The sequence below is a fragment of the Achromobacter veterisilvae genome (assembly GCF_037619525.1).
GTDB classification, from domain to species: Bacteria; Pseudomonadota; Gammaproteobacteria; order Burkholderiales; family Burkholderiaceae_B; genus Achromobacter; species Achromobacter veterisilvae.
On record NZ_CP148753.1, the window covers coordinates 892,169 to 906,975 of the forward strand.

Consider the following 14,807-nt stretch of genomic DNA (forward strand, 5'->3'; position numbering starts at 1 on the left):
GCACGGGGACCACTGTTGCAAACGCCGGATTATACAATAGGGCTCGAAACCAACCGTATCCGAAGCCATCCGTGTCCCTCCTACATCGCGCCTCCTTCTTCACTTCCGCGGCTCGCCTCGACCAGTTGCCGGCCGCCGGCGCTCCCGAGGTCTGCTTTGTCGGCCGCTCCAACGCCGGCAAATCCACGGCCATCAACGTGCTGTGCAACCAGCGCCGTCTTGCGTTCTCCAGCAAGACGCCGGGCCGCACGCGCTTGATCAATATGTTCGGCTTGCCCGACCCCCTGGATCCGGAAGGCCACATCGGCTTTCTCGTCGACCTGCCCGGCTACGGCTACGCGTCCGTGGCGCGCGACGAAAAGGAAAAATGGGCCGACATCCTCGGCGGCTATCTGCGCGACCGCGAATCGCTGGTCGGCGTCGTGCTGCTCATCGACATCCGCCGCGGCGTCACCGAACTGGACCGCCGCCTCGCCAATTTCATCGCCCCCACCGGACGCCCGGTGCTGGCGCTCCTGACCAAGGCCGACAAGCTGCCCTATGGCCAGCGCATGCGCACCGTCTTCTCCGTGCGCAAGGACCTGGCCGATATCGGTGCCCTGCACACCGTGCCCTTCTCGGCGCCCGAACGCATCGGGCTGGAAGAGGCCGGCGCGCACATTGAAAACTGGATTTCTCCCAAGGTCGTACCATGAACCCGCAGATCATTTCCCCTGAATTCCCGGTATCCCGCCCCCGCCGCCTGCGCCGCGACGACTTCACCCGCCGCCTGGTCCGCGAGAACGCCCTGACGGTCAACGATCTGATCTACCCCGTGTTCGTGGCGGAAGGCTCGGGCCTGCGGCAGGCGGTGCCGTCCCTGCCCGGCGTGGTCCGCTATTCGCTGGATACGCTGCTGCCGGTGGCCAAGGAATGCGTGGAACTGGGCATCCCAGTGCTGGCGCTGTTCCCCGCCATCGATCCCTCGCTCAAGACACCCGACGGCATCGAAGCCACCAACCCCGACGGCCTGATCCCGCGCCTGGTGCGCGAACTGAAGAAGCAGGTCCCCGAGCTCGGCATCCTGTGCGACGTGGCGCTGGACCCGTACACCAGCCACGGCCAGGACGGCGTCATCGACGAGAACGGCTACGTGATCAACGAAGCCACGGTCGAGATCCTGGTCAAGCAAGCGCTCACGCAGGCCGAGGCCGGCGTCGACATGGTCGCCCCCAGCGACATGATGGACGGCCGCATCGGCGCCGTGCGCCGCGCGCTGGAAGCCAACGGCCACATCCACACGCAGATCATGGCTTACTCGGCCAAGTACGCCAGCGCGTTCTACGGCCCGTTCCGCGATGCCGTGGGCTCCGCGACCAACCTGGGCAAGTCCAACAAAATGGCCTACCAGATGGATCCGGGCAACCTGGACGAAGCGCTGCGCGAAGTCGCCGCCGACCTCCAGGAAGGCGCCGACATGGTGATGGTCAAGCCCGGCATGCCGTACCTGGACGTGCTGCGCCGCGTCAAGGACACCTTCCGCGTGCCGACGTTCGCCTACCAGGTCAGCGGCGAATACGCGATGATCAAGGCGGCCGCCGCCAATGGCTGGCTGGACCACGACAAGGTCATGATGGAAGCGTTGCTGGCGTTCAAGCGCGCGGGCGCCGACGGCATCCTGACGTACTTCGCGATCGAAGCCGCGAAGCTGCTGAAAAGCCAGCGCTGATCCGCCACGCGCTGCGGGCCGCCTTCAAGGCTGCGCCCGCGGCGCGTGCGGGCATCAGCACTTCGCGGCCGCCTCGCCGCGCGCCGGCGGCGCGGTCCGGCGCAAGCCCAGCCACGTTCCGCCCAGCACGCAGGCCAGCCCCGCGACATGCGTGGGCGTAACGTGCTCTTCCAGGAACAGGGCCGCGAACAGCAGGCCGAAGATGGGCAGCCAGTTCACGAACAGGGCCGCGCGGCTGATGCCCAGCCTGGCGATGCCGGCGTTCCACACGATGTTGCTGACCCCCGAGGCGATCACGGCCGAGAACAGCAGGACCAGCCACGGCCACCACGCCATCTGCCACGTGCCGGCCTGGTAGGACGCCGGCGTCAGCGCCGCATGCGCGACCAGCATCAGGCCGCCCGCCAGGTACATGTACCAGAGCATCCCCAGCGGATCCATCACCCGCGACATGCGCTGGATGACCAATCCGCCGCACACGAACACCAGCACGGCCAGGAACACGATGGCGTCGCCCCAGCCCGTCAGGCCGAACTGCGCGCCGCTGCCGGCCACCACCATCCCGACCCCGAACAGCCCCAGCAGTGCTCCCGAAATGCGCACCAGCGTCAGTCTTTCGCGATAGAACAGGGCGGCGAGCAGCGCGGACAGCAAGGGGCTCGTGGCCATGATGAGCGTGCCGTTGGCGGCCGACGAAAACCTCAGGCCCGACACCAGCGCCACCTGGTGCGCGTACACCACCAGGAACCCCGCCAGCGCGACCCAGCCCAGTTCCGCGCGGCCCAGCTTGGGGACGCGGCCGCCGCGGGCCTTGATGATGAGGGTGACGGTGAAGAAGGCGATGACGATCCGCACGGCGGCCAGCGCCTGGATGTCCATGTGCAGCGTCAGGTACTTGATCGAGACGATGTTCAGGCCCCACGTGGCCATGACGAACATCAATTGAAGATAGATAAGACCTGCGCGGTCCTGGCTCGCATCAACGGTAGGGGACGTCACGGGCGCCGGCCTGAGGGGGTTGGACGCGCCGCCCACGCGGCGCAGCGGACATGGTAGCGTGCCTGGCGCGCGGACTCAATGCGCGCCGAGGCACGCCGCACGCACGCCGGGATCGCGCAACAGTTCCGCTCCGGTTCCGCTCAGCGCATCAACACCTTGTCCAGCGACTCGGTGAAGCGCTTCGCGTCCTGGAAACCCACCACGCGCGCATCGGGCAGTTCCTTGCCTCCCGGCTCGAAGAACATGATGCCCGGGGGGCCGAACAGGCGGAACCGCTTGAGCAATGCCCGGTCGTCGGCGTTGTTCGCGGTCACGTCCGCCTGCACCAGCACCATGCCGGCCATGCGTTGCGCGACGCCGGGATCGGAGAAGGTGAACCGCTCCATTTCGCGGCACGACACGCACCAGTCCGCGTAGAAATCCAGCATGACCGGCTGGCGGCTTTGCGCCAGCACCGCATCCAGCTCGGCATTGTTGCGCACGCGGGCAAAGCGCACTTCGCCGCCGGCGCCCGCAGCGGCGGCGGACGCGTCGGAACGCGCCGCCAGGTGCGACAAGGGCTGCAGGACGTCCCGGCCTCCGCTGGCCGCGCCCACCAGCCAGGCGGCGGCCGCCAGGGCCAGCAACAGGCCCACTCCCTTGCCGAACATGCGCGCGGCGCCCGCGCCCTCGGGCAAGGCGTCGAACGCGCGCAGCATCACGGCGGACACCGCGGCCAGGAAAGCCCAGCCCGTCATCTGCACCCAGGTCGGCACCACGGGGATCAGCATCCACCATGCCGTCGCCAGCAGCAGCATGCCGAACAGGCGCTTCACGCCGTCCATCCAGGGGCCCGCCTTGGGCAGCAAGGCGCCCGAGGACGCGCCCACGATCAGCAGCGGAACGCCCATCCCCCACGCCATCGCGAACAGCGCCGACCCGCCCAGCACCACGTCGCCGGTCTGCGAGATGTAGAGCAGCGCGCCGGCCAGCGGCGCGGCCACGCAAGGCCCGACGATAAGCGCGGACAAGGCGCCCATCACCAGCGCGCCGGTGTAGCGGCCCCCGGGAATGCGCGACGCGCGTTCCGACAGCCGGGCCTGGATGCCCGACGGCATCTGGAAGGTGAACGCGTCGAACATGGCCAGCGCCAGCACCGCCAGCAGCACGGCGAAGAGACTCAGGATCCAGGGGGTTTGCAGCCAGGCCGCCAGGCCGGCGCCGCTCAGGCCGGCCGCCACGCCCAGCGCGGTGTACACGACCGACATGCCCAGCACGTAGGTCGCAGCCAGCGCCAGGCCGCGCTTGCGGCTCGGCCGGGCTTGCGCCGAACCGCCCACCACGATGGACGACAGGATGGGAATCATCGGCAGCACGCAGGGCGTGAAGGCCAGCAGCAGGCCCAGCACCAGGAACACGCCGGCGGTCTTGGCCCAGCCCAGTCCGCCCAGCGCATCCGCCAGCCCGGTATCGCCGGCATTGACCAACGCGCTCAGGCCGCCGGACTTGCCCGCCTCGACGGGCGCGGCGCCCGCCGGCCCGGCCAGCGCATAGCCGCCCTCGACCGGGGTGAGCTTGACGTTGCTGTCCATGGGCGGATAGCACAGGCCCGCATCCGCGCAGCCCTGGCCGGTCAGGGTCAGCGTGAACGGCTGTCCGCCCGCGGCGATCGGCACGCGTATGCGTACGTCCTGGTGGAAGACCTCCATGTCCTTCTCGAAGGTCGGGTCGTACTTCACCTCTCCCTTGGGATAGACGGCTTCGCCCAGCGTCGCGGCGCCGATGGGACTGATCGTGATACCGAAGCGCTCGCGGTACATGTAATACCCGGGCGCGACGCGGTAGCGCATCTCCAGCATGTCCGGCGCCACCATCTCCGCGCTGAACACGAAGGCCTTCTCGGGCTCCAGGAATTCCGCCTCGGCGCGCGCGGCCGTCTGCCAGCCCAGCAACAGCAGCGTCATGGCCAACAGGGCGATGCACCGCCCGAAGAAAGCGCGCACCGCGCGGGGCTCGTGCCCCGGCGCGCCGACGATACCGGCAAATTGCAACATCAGTCTCTCTTGTTCTGCGTGGCGGCCGTCTGTTCGCGCACCCAGTCCAGGTAGGGCGCCGCGCCGCCGATGACCGGCAGCACGATGATCTCGGGCACGTCGTAGGGATGCATCTGCGCCAGGGCCTGCACAACGGCCTGGTGGCGCGCGTAGGTGGTCTTGATGTGGATGGGGACTTCCTCGGCCCCTTCGACCTCTCCTTTCCACATGTAGATGGACAGGCCGGGCGCGCCAAGGTTCACGCAGGCGGCCAGCCCATCTTCGACCAGGACGTGCGCGATCCGCTTGGCCAGGAGCAGGTCGGGCGCATTGCTGATGACCAGCACAACGTCGTCATCGCGCAACATGGTGCCTCCTTGGAATACCCGTACAGGACGTAACTCGGGGTATTTTATCGGTATTGCGGCCGTCGCCCGGATCCCCGGGCCTGCAAGCGCCGCCATGCAACCCGTTTTCCCCGAGGCACGCATGTCCGATAACTGTCTGTTCTGCCGCATCGCCCGCCACGAGATCCCCGCGCACATCGTTCACGAAGACGACCGCCTGCTGGCGTTTCTCGACATCCAACCGGTGCGGCCCGGGCACACGCTGATCATCCCGAAGCAGCATTACCCTTATTACGAGGACATGCCGGCCGACCTGGCGGGCACCATCCTCAATCTCGGCCAGAAGCTGGGACGCCACATGAAGCGCCTGTACGGCGTGGACCGGGTGGGCTTCGCCTTCACCGGCATCCACGTGGCGCATGCGCACGCGCACGTCATTCCCATGCATCATCCGCAGGACGTCACCTCCACCCAGTACATCGAGCAGCAGGACCTGACGTTCAAGATGCCGCCCCAGGCCGCGCCCGACGCGCTGGCGGCGACAGCGGCGCAACTGCGCGGGGAACTGCACACCTCCTGAGGCGCGGGCCCCCAAGCGCCTGCCGCCGCGGCAAACCGGGGGCGAAAAAAACAAGGGCGGGTCCGAAGACCCGCCCTTGTCGCTTATCGCTCCGCCGAAACTTATTCGGCGGCGCTGTCCTCAGCGGCTTCATCGACTTCCGGACGGTCGACCAGCTCCATGAAAGCCATGGGAGCGTTGTCGCCTTGACGGAAGCCCATCTTCAGCACGCGGGTGTAGCCGCCGTTGCGGGCCGCGTAGCGCGGGCCGATTTCGGCGAACAGCTTCACCACGGCGTCGCGATCGCGCAGACGGGCAAAAGCCAGACGCTTGTTCGCGAGGGTGGGTTCTTTACCCAGCGTGATCAGGGGTTCAATGACGCGGCGCAATTCTTTCGCCTTCGGCAGCGTGGTCTTGATGGCTTCGTGGGTGATCAACGAAACGGCCATGTTGCGGAACATGGCAAGACGGTGACTGCTGGTGCGGTTGAGCTTACGCAAGCCATTACCGTGACGCATGATAAGTTTCCTTTGAATCTAGAGACGGCGTTTCCGCCATCGGGTTGTCCGGCTCTTCTATCAGCCTGCGATCAGGCTGCGGTCCGGTAGAAAACGGTGCATTTTACGACGATTTCGCAAACGGGCCGGCGCATGGCCGGCTGCTTGCGGGAGCCGTCCCTTTCCAGGAACGGCCCCCTTTCAAGACTTAGGGACGCTCCAGGCCCAGGGGGGGCCAGTTTTCGAGCTTCATGCCCAGCGTCAGGCCGCGTGCGGCCAGGACTTCCTTGATCTCGTTGAGCGACTTGCGGCCCAGGTTCGGGGTCTTGAGCAGCTCGTTTTCGGTGCGCTGGATCAGGTCGCCGATGTAGTAGATGTTTTCGGCCTTCAGGCAGTTGGCCGAACGCACGGTCAGTTCCAGGTCGTCGACCGGGCGCAGCAGCACCGGATCGATCTGCGGCGTGCCGCGGACCGGGGCTTCGTACGAATCGCCAGCGCCTTCCAGGGCGGCGAAGACCGAGATCTGGTCCATCAGGATGCGGGCCGACTGGCGCACCGCTTCCTCGGGCGAGATCACGCCGTTGGTTTCGATGTCCAGGACCAGCTTGTCCAGGTCGGTGCGTTGTTCCACGCGGGCGCTTTCGACGGCGTAGCTCACGCGGCGGACCGGGCTGAACGACGCGTCCAGAACGATGCGGCCGATGGTGTGGGTGCGGTCTTCCGACAGCGCGCGCACGTTGCCCGGCACGTAGCCGCGGCCCTTTTCAACCTTGATCTGCATTTCCAGCTTGCCGGCGTCCGTCAGGTTGCAGATGGCATGGCCGGGGTTGATGATCTCGACGTCGTGCGGCAGTTCGATGTCGCTGGCCAGCACGGTGCCCGCGCCGGTCTTGCGCAGGACCAGGGTCACTTCGTCGCGGTTGTGCAGCTTGAAGACCACGCCCTTCAGGTTCAGCAGGATGTCGACGACATCTTCGCGGACGCCCGGGATGGTCGAGTATTCGTGCACCACGCCCGTCATCTGGACTTCGGTCGGCGCGTAGCCGGTCATCGAAGACAGCAGGATGCGGCGCAGGGCGTTGCCCAGCGTGTGACCGTAGCCACGCTCGAACGGCTCCATCACGATCTTGGCATGGTGCGTGCCGACCGGTTCGACTTCAATGGAGCGCGGCTTCAGGAAACCTTGAGTGGACATTTACTGTGTTCCTTTTCAATACCCTCGGCTCGTTACACCGATAAGGCTGATGGACAGGGTGAAACTTGAAACATGGACGGCGCGAAAAGCGCCGGCCGATACTTACCGCAAAGCCCGCCCCGCCAAAAGGCGGAAAGCGGGCTGCTGCGGGACGTGCAAACGGATCGCGAAGACCAGCTCGCCAGCGCATCCGCGAAGGACGCGCCGGCAGGCCTGATTAACGCGAGTACAGTTCCACGACCATCGATTCGTTGATGTCGCGAGCGACGTCAGCGCGATCGGGGGCCGACTTGAACGTACCGGTCAACTTGGTCGTATCGACTTCCACCCACTGGGGGATGCCGATGCTGGTGGCCAGGTCGAGCGATTCCTTGATGCGGCCTTGCTTCTTGGCCTTTTCGCGGATCGACACGACGTCGCCAGCCTTGACCAGCATCGAAGCGATGTCGGCGGTGTGGCCGTTCAGTTCGATGGCGCGGTGGCTCACCAGTTGGCGAGCTTCGGCGCGCGTCGAGCCGAAGCCCATGCGGTAGACGACGTTGTCCAGGCGCGATTCCAGCAACTGGATCAGCGTTTCGCCCGTGTTGCCACGGCGGCGCTCGGCTTCAGCGAAGTACTTGCGGAATTGCTTTTCCAGCACGCCGTACATGCGCTTCAGCTTTTGCTTTTCGCGCAGTTGCAGGCCGTAGTCGGAAGTGCGGGCACCCGAAGTGCGGCCGTGTTGGCCAGGCTTGGAATCCAGCTTGCACTTGGAATCCAGCGAGCGGCGGGCGCTCTTCAGGAACAGGTCAGTACCCTCGCGGCGCGAGAGCTTGCATTTGGGTCCAATATAACGTGCCATGTGGATTCCCTTTAGATACGACGACGCTTCGGCGGACGGCAGCCGTTGTGCGGAACGGGCGTGATGTCGGCGATGCTCGAAATCTTGATGCCCAGCGCGTTCAGAGCGCGGACCGACGATTCACGGCCGGGGCCGGGGCCCTTGATACGCACTTCCAGCGTCTTGATGCCGTACTCCAGCGCGACGCGGCCAGCCGTTTCAGCGGCGACCTGCGCGGCGAACGGGGTCGACTTACGCGAGCCCTTGAAGCCAGCACCGCCCGACGTGGCCCACGACAGCGCGTTGCCCTGACGGTCGGTGATGGTGATGATGGTGTTGTTGAACGAAGCGTGAACGTGCGCGATGCCGTCCGAGACGTTCTTCTTGACCTTTTTGCGCACGCGCGAAGCGCCGCTGGTGGAAGCTTTCGCCATAATCCAGTTCCTCGATTATTTCTTCAGGGACGCAGCAGCACGACGCGGGCCCTTGCGGGTCCGGGCGTTGGTGCGAGTGCGCTGGCCGCGCACGGGCAAACCGCGCTTGTGACGCATACCGCGGTAGGTTCCCAGGTCGATCAAACGCTTGATCGAGAGCTGTACTTCACGACGCAGGTCGCCTTCAACCGTGAACAGACCAACATGTTCGCGGACGCGTTCCAGTTCAGCGTCGTTCAGATCCTTGACCTTTTTGTCAAAGGGTACGTTTGCCGCTTCGCAGATTTTGCGAGCGCGCGTACGACCGATGCCAAAAATGGCGGTCAGGCCGATCTCGGCGTGCTGTTGCGGCGGGATGTTAATGCCAGCAATACGGGCCATGACTATTCCTTGAATAAATCTGTTGCGTAGTCGCTAACCCGAGTTAGCCTTGACGCTGCTTGTGACGCGGGTCGGTGCAGATAACGCGCACCACGCCGTGACGTTTGATAACTTTGCAGTTGCGGCAGATCCGCTTAACCGATGCCATTACTTTCATGGTTGACTCCTAATTTTCCGTAATCCGGTTCCGCTTATTTGGAGCGGAAGACAATCCTGGCTCGCGTCAGATCATAGGGCGTGAGCTCCACTGTGACCTTGTCACCCGGCAGGATCCGGATGTAATGCATACGCATCTTGCCGGAAATATGGCCCAACACCACGTGGCCGTTTTCGAGCTTGACGCGAAATGTCGCGTTCGGGAGGTTCTCAAGAACCTCACCTTGCATCTGAATGACGTCGTCCTTGGACATTCTTTTGCTTACCGCATCGGCAAACCCGAGCCCTTGAAGTTAGCCTTCTTGAGCAGCGAGTCGTACTGGTGAGACATCATGTAGGCCTGGACCTGCGCCATGAAATCCATCGTCACCACCACAATAATCAACAGGGACGTACCACCGAAGTAGAAGGGAACGTTCCAGCGCATCACCAAGAATTCCGGCAACAGGCACACCAACGTGATGTAGATGGCACCTGCGAGCGTCAAACGCATCAGGATCTTGTCGATGTAGCGCGCTGTCTGTTCGCCCGGACGGATGCCCGGAACAAACGCACCACTCTTCTTCAGGTTGTCCGCCGTTTCGCGGCTGTTGAACACCAGAGCCGTGTAGAAAAAGCAGAAGAAAATAATCGCGACCGAGTACAGCGTGATGTAGAGCGGTTGACGAGGCGACAGGGCCGCAGCCAGGTCGCTAAGCCAGCGCATGTTCTCGCTGCTGGAGAACCAGCTCGTGATCGTGGCCGGGAACAGGATGATCGACGACGCGAAGATCGGCGGAATCACCCCAGCCATGTTCAGCTTCAGCGGCAAATGCGAGCTTTGGCCACCGTAGATCTTGTTGCCGACCTGACGCTTGGCATAGTTCACCGTGATCTTGCGCTGTCCGCGTTCCACGAACACCACAAAAGCGGTAACCAGCACCACCAGAGCCACGATGAACAGTGCCGACAGCACGGACATCGCGTTGGTGCGGACCAGGTCCAACAGTGCAGCCAGCGCGGCAGGCAAGCCTGCGACGATACCTGCGAAGATCAGGATGGAAATCCCGTTGCCCAGACCGCGCTCCGTGATCTGCTCACCCAGCCACATGACGAACATGGTGCCGGTGACCAGGGTCACGACGGTCGTAAAGCGGAACAACATACCCGGATCGATCACCAGTCCCTGCTGGGACTCCAACGCTACCGAAATGCCCACAGCCTGCACCAGCGCCAGCACGACCGTGCCGTAGCGGGTGTATTGGGTGATCTTCCGACGGCCGGATTCGCCCTCTTTCTTGAGGGCTTCCAGCGACGGCACCACCACAGACATTAGCTGCATGATGATGGATGCCGAAATGTACGGCATGATCCCCAGGGCAAAAATCGAGAAGCGCGAGAGCGCCCCGCCCGAGAACATGTTGAACAGGCCGAGGATCCCGCCCTGGTTCTGGCGGAACAAGTCCGCCAGCGCATCCGGGTTGATGCCCGGTACCGGGATGTGAGTACCCAACCGGTAAACCACCAAGGCGAGCACCAGGAAAACGAGACGGCGCTTCAGATCGCCGTACCGTCCTCCGGTTTTGCCCAATGCCTGCGCGTTAGCCACTCGTCACCTCGTGATCAGGCAAGCGAGCCGCCCGCGGCTTCGATGGCGGCGCGAGCGCCGGCCGTCGCGGTAATGCCCTTCAGCACGACCTTGCGCGAGAGTTCACCCGACTTGATGACCTTGGCGTAACGAACCGCCTGGCCGATCACGCCAGCGGCCTTCAGCACTTGCACGTCGACTTCGTCGATGGGCAGGGCTTGCAGGTCCGACAGACGGACTTCGGCGTACAGGTGCTGGCCGAGCGGGGTGAAACCACGCTTGGGCAGGCGACGCTGCAGCGGCATTTGGCCGCCTTCGAAGCCAACCTTATGGAAACCGCCCGAGCGCGACTTCTGACCCTTGTGGCCACGGCCGGCGGTCTTGCCCAGACCCGAACCGATGCCACGGCCGACGCGGCGCTTGGCGTGCTTGCTGCCCTCGGCGGGCTTCAGCGAATTAAGTTGCATATCCGACATGGTGATTCCTTAGGCTTCCGAGACGGAAACGAGATAATCCACCTTACGGATCATCCCACGCACCTCGGGCGTATCGACCAGCACGCGGCTGCTGTTGATGCGGCCCAAGCCCAAACCGCGAACCGTATCACGGTGCGATTGCTTGGTACCGATCACCGAGCGCACGAGGGTCACTTTGATCTGCTTCTGAGCCATGATTTACCCCAGGATTTCTTCGACCGACTTGCCGCGCTTGGCAGCAACATCAGCCGGGGTCATGGAGGCGCGCAGGCCGTTCAACGTGGCGCGAACCATGTTGTAGGGGTTGCTCGAGCCCAGGCTCTTGGCAACCACGTTACGCACACCCATCACATCAAAAATAGCGCGCATCGGGCCGCCGGCGATAACGCCGGTACCTTCAGCCGCCGGCGAGATCAGCACGGTAGCGGCGCCATGCTTGCCGACCACGGTGTGGTGCAGCGTGCCGTTCTTCAGCGCGACCTTGAACATGCCGCGGCGGGCTTGTTCCATAGCCTTCTGAACGGACACCGGCACTTCACGCGCCTTGCCCTTACCCATACCGATGCGGCCATCGCCATCGCCAACCACGGTCAGCGCGGCAAAGCTCATGGTGCGACCACCCTTGACCACTTTGCTCACGCGGTTGACCGCGATCATCTTTTCGCGGAGGCCGTCATCGTTCTCTTTTTCCGCGGCGTTCTTGCCTTGTACTTTAGCCATTTGACAGATCCTCGCTTAGAACTTCAGGCCGGCTTCACGCGCGGCATCGGCCAGCGCTTTCACGCGGCCATGGTAACGAAAGCCCGAGCGATCGAAAGCGACCAGTTCAATACCGGCAGCCTTGGCCTTTTCGGCCACGCGCTTGCCGACCAGCGTAGCAGCGGCCTTGTTGCCGCCCTGTCCGGTTTGGCCGGCCAGTTGCGCACGCACTTCGGCTTCCACCGTCGAGGCGCTGACCAGAACGCGATCGCCTTCCGGCGAAATGATGTTGGCGTAGATGTGCTGGTTCGAGCGGAAAATCGAGAGGCGGTGAACGCGCAGCTCGTTGATCTTCCGGCGGGTCGGAACCGCACGACGCAAACGGGAAACTTTTTTGTCCATGATTCGTCCTTGCGTGCGCCGTTATTTCTTCTTGGTTTCTTTGATGACGACGCGTTCGTCCGAGTAACGCACGCCCTTGCCCTTGTAGGGTTCGGGTTCGCGGTACGCGCGGATTTCAGCGGCCACCTGGCCGACGACTTGCTTGTTGGACCCCTTGATGACGATTTCCGTCTGGGTGGGGCATTCGGCCTTGATGCCGGCCGGCAACTGATGCAAAACGTCGTGCGAGAAACCGAGCTGCAGCTTAACGGCGTCGCCTTGAACCGAGGCGCGGTAACCCACGCCGACCAGGTTCAGCTTGCGCTCGAATCCCTTGCTCACGCCGTTGACCATGTTGGCCACCAGCGCGCGCACGGTACCCGACATGGCGTTGGCGTGGCGGGTTTCGTTGGCGGCGACAAACGTGAGTTTGCCGTCGTCCAGCGCAACCGTGACGTCGCCAGTCAGGGCTTGGGTCAAGGAACCCAGCGGGCCCTTGACGATGATCTGATCCTGCTTGATGTCAGCTTCGACACCCTTGGGCAGTTCGACCGGATACTTAGCGATACGTGACATTCGAATTTCTCCTTAGGCCACGTAGCACAGCACTTCGCCGCCGACGCCGTTGGCGCGAGCCTTACGGTCGGTCATGACGCCGCGCGAGGTCGAAACGATAGCCACGCCCAGGCCGTTCATGACCTGAGGAATGCTGGTACGGCCCTTGTAGATACGCAGACCGGGGCGCGAGACGCGTTCGATGCGCTCGATGACCGGACGGCCAGCGTAGTACTTCAGGGTGATCTCGAGCTCAGGCTTGGCCTGGGTGCCCTTGATTTCAAAGCTGTCGATGTAGCCTTCGTCCTTCAGCACGGCGGCAATGGCCGCCTTCAGCTTCGAGGAGGGCATGTTCACCGTAACTTTGTCCACTTGCTGCGCATTGCGAATGCGGGTCAGCATATCGGCGATGGGATCGCTCATGCTCATATTGTTTCTCCTACCAGCTAGCCTTGGTGATGCCGGGGATTTCACCCTTCATCGCCATTTCACGCAGTTTGTGGCGCGTCAGGCCGAACTTGCGGAACACACCGCGCGGACGACCGGTGACCACGCAACGGTTACGTTGACGCGTCGGGTTGGCATTGCGCGGCAGCTGTTGCAGCTTGAGCCGAGCTTGGTAACGTTCTTCGTCGGTCTTCGACTGGTCGTCGATGATCGCCTTCAACTCAGCGCGCTTGGCAGCGAACTTGTCAGCCAGCTTGGCGCGCTTGATGTCGCGATTGATGAGGGAAAGTTTAGCCACGTCATCAGCCCCTTAGTTACGGAACGGGAAGCTGAAGGCCGTCAACAGCGCCTTGGCTTCTTCGTCGGTCTTGGCGGAGGTGGTGATGCTGATGTTCAGCCCACGCAGCGCGTCGATCTTGTCGTACTCGATTTCGGGGAAAATGATCTGCTCTTTCACCCCGATGTTGTAGTTGCCACGGCCGTCGAAAGCACGACCCGAGATGCCGCGGAAGTCGCGCACGCGAGGCAGCGCAACCGCCACCAGGCGATCCAGGAATTCGTACATGCGCTGGCCGCGCAGCGTGACCATGCAACCAATCGGGTAGTTTTCGCGGATCTTGAACCCGGCGATAGCCTTCTTGGTCTTCGTCACGACGGGCTTCTGGCCGGCGATCTTGGTCAGGTCCGAGACGGCGTGCTCGATGACCTTCTTGTCAGCGACGGCTTCCGAGACACCCATGTTCAGGGTGATCTTGGTGATGCGCGGCACTTCCATCGTGCTCTTGTAGCCAAACTTGGCCTGCAGGTCGGCAGCGACCTTGCTCTTGTAGAGATCTTGCAAACGAGACATGTCTATCGCCCCTTACGCCTTGGCGCCGACGACGGCACCATTGGAACGGAACACGCGGACCTTGCGACCTTCGACTTCCTGCACGCCCACGCGGTCGCCACGACCGGTAGCGGGGTTGAAGAGCGCCACATTCGAGATGTGGATCGGCATGGTCTTTTCGACGATTCCGCCCGGGTTGTTGGCCATCGGGTTGGCTTTCACGTGTTTCTTGACGACGTTGACGCCTTCGACCAGGACGTGGTCGGCATCGACGCGGGCCAGCACGGTACCGCGACGCTTCTTGTCGCGGCCGGTCAGGACGATGACTTCGTCGCCTTTACGAATGTTGTTCATCGTAGGGCTCCTTACAGCACTTCCGGGGCCAGCGACACGATCTTCATGAACTTCTCGGTACGCAGTTCACGCGTCACGGGTCCGAAGATGCGGGTGCCGATGGGCTCCAGCTTGGCGTTGAGCAACACGGCGGCATTGCCACCGAAACGAATCAGCGAACCGTCTTTACGGCGCACGCCCTTGGCGGTACGAACCACCACGGCATTGTAAATTTCGCCTTTCTTGACGCGTCCGCGCGGAGCCGCATCTTTGACGCTCACCTTGATGATGTCGCCGATACCGGCATAACGGCGCTTGGAGCCACCGAGCACCTTAATGCACATGACATGACGCGCACCAGTGTTATCGGCCACGTCCAGCGTGGTCTGCATTTGGATCATGATTTTTCCTG

The 14,807-nt window shown here is 63.5% G+C and carries 24 protein-coding genes; 3 read left to right on the plus strand and 21 right to left on the minus strand.

Translation table 11 applies throughout. From position 1 onward, the window contains the following. The first annotated feature begins 71 nt into the window (after nt 1-71). Both yihA and hemB read left to right on the plus strand, forming a co-directional pair. Nucleotides 72-695 (plus strand): ribosome biogenesis GTP-binding protein YihA/YsxC, encoded by a 624-nt coding sequence (gene yihA, locus WHX56_RS04120; protein WP_129242272.1) that lies wholly within the window; start codon nt 72-74, stop codon nt 693-695. After that, nucleotides 692-1,708, plus strand: a complete 1,017-nt coding sequence (hemB, locus tag WHX56_RS04125; RefSeq protein ID WP_338880556.1) for a porphobilinogen synthase — start codon at nt 692-694, stop codon at nt 1,706-1,708. The genes yihA and hemB overlap by 4 nt, the downstream gene beginning before the upstream one ends. A gap of 54 nt (nt 1,709-1,762) precedes the next feature. Here the strand turns inward: hemB and WHX56_RS04130 are convergent, their stop codons facing one another. The 3 genes from WHX56_RS04130 to cutA all read right to left on the minus strand — a co-directional run bounded on the left by WHX56_RS04130 (nt 1,763) and on the right by cutA (nt 5,087). Further along, nucleotides 1,763-2,647, minus strand: a complete 885-nt coding sequence (locus WHX56_RS04130) for a DMT family transporter (protein WP_287751857.1) — start codon at nt 2,645-2,647, stop codon at nt 1,763-1,765. Nucleotides 2,648-2,847: 200 nt separating this feature from the next. Beyond that, nucleotides 2,848-4,740: a protein-disulfide reductase DsbD gene (dsbD, locus tag WHX56_RS04135; RefSeq protein WP_422393634.1), complete on the minus strand. Its 1,893-nt coding sequence runs from the start codon at nt 4,738-4,740 to the stop codon at nt 2,848-2,850. Beyond that, a complete protein-coding gene (gene cutA / locus WHX56_RS04140) occupies nt 4,740-5,087 on the minus strand; it encodes a divalent-cation tolerance protein CutA (RefSeq protein WP_129242269.1) in 348 nt (115 codons plus the stop codon). The genes dsbD and cutA overlap by 1 nt, the downstream gene beginning before the upstream one ends. A 121-nt stretch (nt 5,088-5,208) precedes the next feature. Between cutA and WHX56_RS04145 the strand changes: the two genes are divergently transcribed. Continuing rightward, nucleotides 5,209-5,646, plus strand: coding sequence for an HIT family protein (locus tag WHX56_RS04145; RefSeq protein WP_129242268.1), 438 nt, complete (start codon nt 5,209-5,211; stop codon nt 5,644-5,646). A 101-nt stretch (nt 5,647-5,747) separates the two neighbouring features. On the opposite strand, the gene rplQ is transcribed toward WHX56_RS04145, so the two are convergent. The 18 genes from rplQ to rplN all read right to left on the minus strand — a co-directional run bounded on the left by rplQ (nt 5,748) and on the right by rplN (nt 14,796). Continuing rightward, the gene (gene rplQ / locus WHX56_RS04150) at nt 5,748-6,143 is read right to left on the minus strand and encodes a 50S ribosomal protein L17 (RefSeq protein ID WP_025136324.1); all 396 of its coding nucleotides are present in this window, start codon (nt 6,141-6,143) and stop codon (nt 5,748-5,750) included. A 187-nt stretch (nt 6,144-6,330) separates the two neighbouring features. After that, entirely contained in the window at nt 6,331-7,317 is a 987-nt protein-coding gene (locus WHX56_RS04155) for a DNA-directed RNA polymerase subunit alpha (RefSeq protein ID WP_006216514.1), read from the minus strand. A 217-nt stretch (nt 7,318-7,534) separates the two neighbouring features. Beyond that, nucleotides 7,535-8,158, minus strand: a complete 624-nt coding sequence (gene rpsD / locus WHX56_RS04160; RefSeq protein WP_013397000.1) for a 30S ribosomal protein S4 — start codon at nt 8,156-8,158, stop codon at nt 7,535-7,537. 11 nt (nt 8,159-8,169) lie between these two features. Beyond that, the gene (gene rpsK, locus WHX56_RS04165) at nt 8,170-8,571 is read right to left on the minus strand and encodes a 30S ribosomal protein S11 (RefSeq protein ID WP_006216516.1); all 402 of its coding nucleotides are present in this window, start codon (nt 8,569-8,571) and stop codon (nt 8,170-8,172) included. 15 nt (nt 8,572-8,586) lie between these two features. Beyond that, entirely contained in the window at nt 8,587-8,952 is a 366-nt protein-coding gene (rpsM, locus tag WHX56_RS04170) for a 30S ribosomal protein S13 (RefSeq protein ID WP_006216517.1), read from the minus strand. Between the two features lie 43 nt (nt 8,953-8,995). After that, a complete protein-coding gene (gene rpmJ / locus WHX56_RS04175; RefSeq protein ID WP_003806928.1) occupies nt 8,996-9,109 on the minus strand; it encodes a 50S ribosomal protein L36 in 114 nt (37 codons plus the stop codon). 34 nt (nt 9,110-9,143) lie between these two features. After that, complete coding sequence (gene infA, locus WHX56_RS04180; protein WP_003806927.1) at nt 9,144-9,362, minus strand: translation initiation factor IF-1; 219 nt, start codon at nt 9,360-9,362, stop codon at nt 9,144-9,146. An 8-nt stretch (nt 9,363-9,370) separates the two neighbouring features. After that, the gene (secY, locus tag WHX56_RS04185) at nt 9,371-10,696 is read right to left on the minus strand and encodes a preprotein translocase subunit SecY (protein WP_129242267.1); all 1,326 of its coding nucleotides are present in this window, start codon (nt 10,694-10,696) and stop codon (nt 9,371-9,373) included. Nucleotides 10,697-10,710: 14 nt separating this feature from the next. Continuing rightward, nucleotides 10,711-11,151 carry a 50S ribosomal protein L15 gene (gene rplO, locus WHX56_RS04190; RefSeq protein WP_043541568.1) on the minus strand — a complete coding sequence of 147 codons (441 nt, stop codon included), beginning with the start codon at nt 11,149-11,151 and terminating at the stop codon, nt 10,711-10,713. 9 nt (nt 11,152-11,160) lie between these two features. Beyond that, nucleotides 11,161-11,346 (minus strand): 50S ribosomal protein L30, encoded by a 186-nt coding sequence (rpmD, locus tag WHX56_RS04195; protein ID WP_006216520.1) that lies wholly within the window; start codon nt 11,344-11,346, stop codon nt 11,161-11,163. Between the two features lie 3 nt (nt 11,347-11,349). Further along, entirely contained in the window at nt 11,350-11,871 is a 522-nt protein-coding gene (gene rpsE, locus WHX56_RS04200; protein ID WP_013397003.1) for a 30S ribosomal protein S5, read from the minus strand. 15 nt (nt 11,872-11,886) lie between these two features. Further along, entirely contained in the window at nt 11,887-12,252 is a 366-nt protein-coding gene (gene rplR / locus WHX56_RS04205) for a 50S ribosomal protein L18 (RefSeq protein WP_008168985.1), read from the minus strand. Nucleotides 12,253-12,273: 21 nt separating this feature from the next. Further along, entirely contained in the window at nt 12,274-12,807 is a 534-nt protein-coding gene (gene rplF, locus WHX56_RS04210; RefSeq protein WP_129242266.1) for a 50S ribosomal protein L6, read from the minus strand. Between the two features lie 12 nt (nt 12,808-12,819). Further along, the gene (gene rpsH, locus WHX56_RS04215) at nt 12,820-13,215 is read right to left on the minus strand and encodes a 30S ribosomal protein S8 (RefSeq protein WP_006392029.1); all 396 of its coding nucleotides are present in this window, start codon (nt 13,213-13,215) and stop codon (nt 12,820-12,822) included. 10 nt (nt 13,216-13,225) lie between these two features. Next, nucleotides 13,226-13,531, minus strand: coding sequence for a 30S ribosomal protein S14 (rpsN, locus tag WHX56_RS04220; protein WP_006216527.1), 306 nt, complete (start codon nt 13,529-13,531; stop codon nt 13,226-13,228). 12 nt (nt 13,532-13,543) lie between these two features. Then, complete coding sequence (gene rplE / locus WHX56_RS04225) at nt 13,544-14,083, minus strand: 50S ribosomal protein L5 (protein ID WP_043541565.1); 540 nt, start codon at nt 14,081-14,083, stop codon at nt 13,544-13,546. Between the two features lie 12 nt (nt 14,084-14,095). After that, complete coding sequence (gene rplX, locus WHX56_RS04230) at nt 14,096-14,416, minus strand: 50S ribosomal protein L24 (RefSeq protein ID WP_006389623.1); 321 nt, start codon at nt 14,414-14,416, stop codon at nt 14,096-14,098. An 11-nt stretch (nt 14,417-14,427) separates the two neighbouring features. Then, nucleotides 14,428-14,796 (minus strand): 50S ribosomal protein L14, encoded by a 369-nt coding sequence (gene rplN, locus WHX56_RS04235; RefSeq protein WP_006216531.1) that lies wholly within the window; start codon nt 14,794-14,796, stop codon nt 14,428-14,430. Between the last annotated feature and the right edge of the window lie 11 nt (nt 14,797-14,807).

Bases quoted from the DNA above. Each gene is read 5' to 3' on its own strand.
- WHX56_RS04145 (WP_129242268.1), top strand. From the start codon at position 5,209: ATGTCCGATAACTGTCTGTTCTGCCGCATCGCCCGCCACGAGATCCCC.
- rplN (WP_006216531.1), bottom strand. From the start codon at position 14,796: ATGATCCAAATGCAGACCACGCTGGACGTGGCCGATAACACTGGTGCG.
- rpmJ (WP_003806928.1), bottom strand. From the start codon at position 9,109: ATGAAAGTAATGGCATCGGTTAAGCGGATCTGCCGCAACTGCAAAGTT.
- rplF (WP_129242266.1), bottom strand. From the start codon at position 12,807: ATGTCACGTATCGCTAAGTATCCGGTCGAACTGCCCAAGGGTGTCGAA.
- dsbD (WP_422393634.1), bottom strand. From the start codon at position 4,740: ATGTTGCAATTTGCCGGTATCGTCGGCGCGCCGGGGCACGAGCCCCGC.
- WHX56_RS04130 (WP_287751857.1), bottom strand. From the start codon at position 2,647: ATGTTCGTCATGGCCACGTGGGGCCTGAACATCGTCTCGATCAAGTAC.
- hemB (WP_338880556.1), top strand. From the start codon at position 692: ATGAACCCGCAGATCATTTCCCCTGAATTCCCGGTATCCCGCCCCCGC.
- rplE (WP_043541565.1), bottom strand. From the start codon at position 14,083: ATGTCTCGTTTGCAAGATCTCTACAAGAGCAAGGTCGCTGCCGACCTG.
- rpsH (WP_006392029.1), bottom strand. From the start codon at position 13,215: ATGAGCATGAGCGATCCCATCGCCGATATGCTGACCCGCATTCGCAAT.
- rpsK (WP_006216516.1), bottom strand. From the start codon at position 8,571: ATGGCGAAAGCTTCCACCAGCGGCGCTTCGCGCGTGCGCAAAAAGGTC.
- rpsE (WP_013397003.1), bottom strand. From the start codon at position 11,871: ATGGCTAAAGTACAAGGCAAGAACGCCGCGGAAAAAGAGAACGATGAC.
- WHX56_RS04155 (WP_006216514.1), bottom strand. From the start codon at position 7,317: ATGTCCACTCAAGGTTTCCTGAAGCCGCGCTCCATTGAAGTCGAACCG.
- infA (WP_003806927.1), bottom strand. From the start codon at position 9,362: ATGTCCAAGGACGACGTCATTCAGATGCAAGGTGAGGTTCTTGAGAAC.
- cutA (WP_129242269.1), bottom strand. From the start codon at position 5,087: ATGTTGCGCGATGACGACGTTGTGCTGGTCATCAGCAATGCGCCCGAC.
- rplO (WP_043541568.1), bottom strand. From the start codon at position 11,151: ATGTCGGATATGCAACTTAATTCGCTGAAGCCCGCCGAGGGCAGCAAG.
- rpsM (WP_006216517.1), bottom strand. From the start codon at position 8,952: ATGGCCCGTATTGCTGGCATTAACATCCCGCCGCAACAGCACGCCGAG.
- rplR (WP_008168985.1), bottom strand. From the start codon at position 12,252: ATGGACAAAAAAGTTTCCCGTTTGCGTCGTGCGGTTCCGACCCGCCGG.
- rplQ (WP_025136324.1), bottom strand. From the start codon at position 6,143: ATGCGTCACGGTAATGGCTTGCGTAAGCTCAACCGCACCAGCAGTCAC.
- rpmD (WP_006216520.1), bottom strand. From the start codon at position 11,346: ATGGCTCAGAAGCAGATCAAAGTGACCCTCGTGCGCTCGGTGATCGGT.
- rpsD (WP_013397000.1), bottom strand. From the start codon at position 8,158: ATGGCACGTTATATTGGACCCAAATGCAAGCTCTCGCGCCGCGAGGGT.
- rplX (WP_006389623.1), bottom strand. From the start codon at position 14,416: ATGAACAACATTCGTAAAGGCGACGAAGTCATCGTCCTGACCGGCCGC.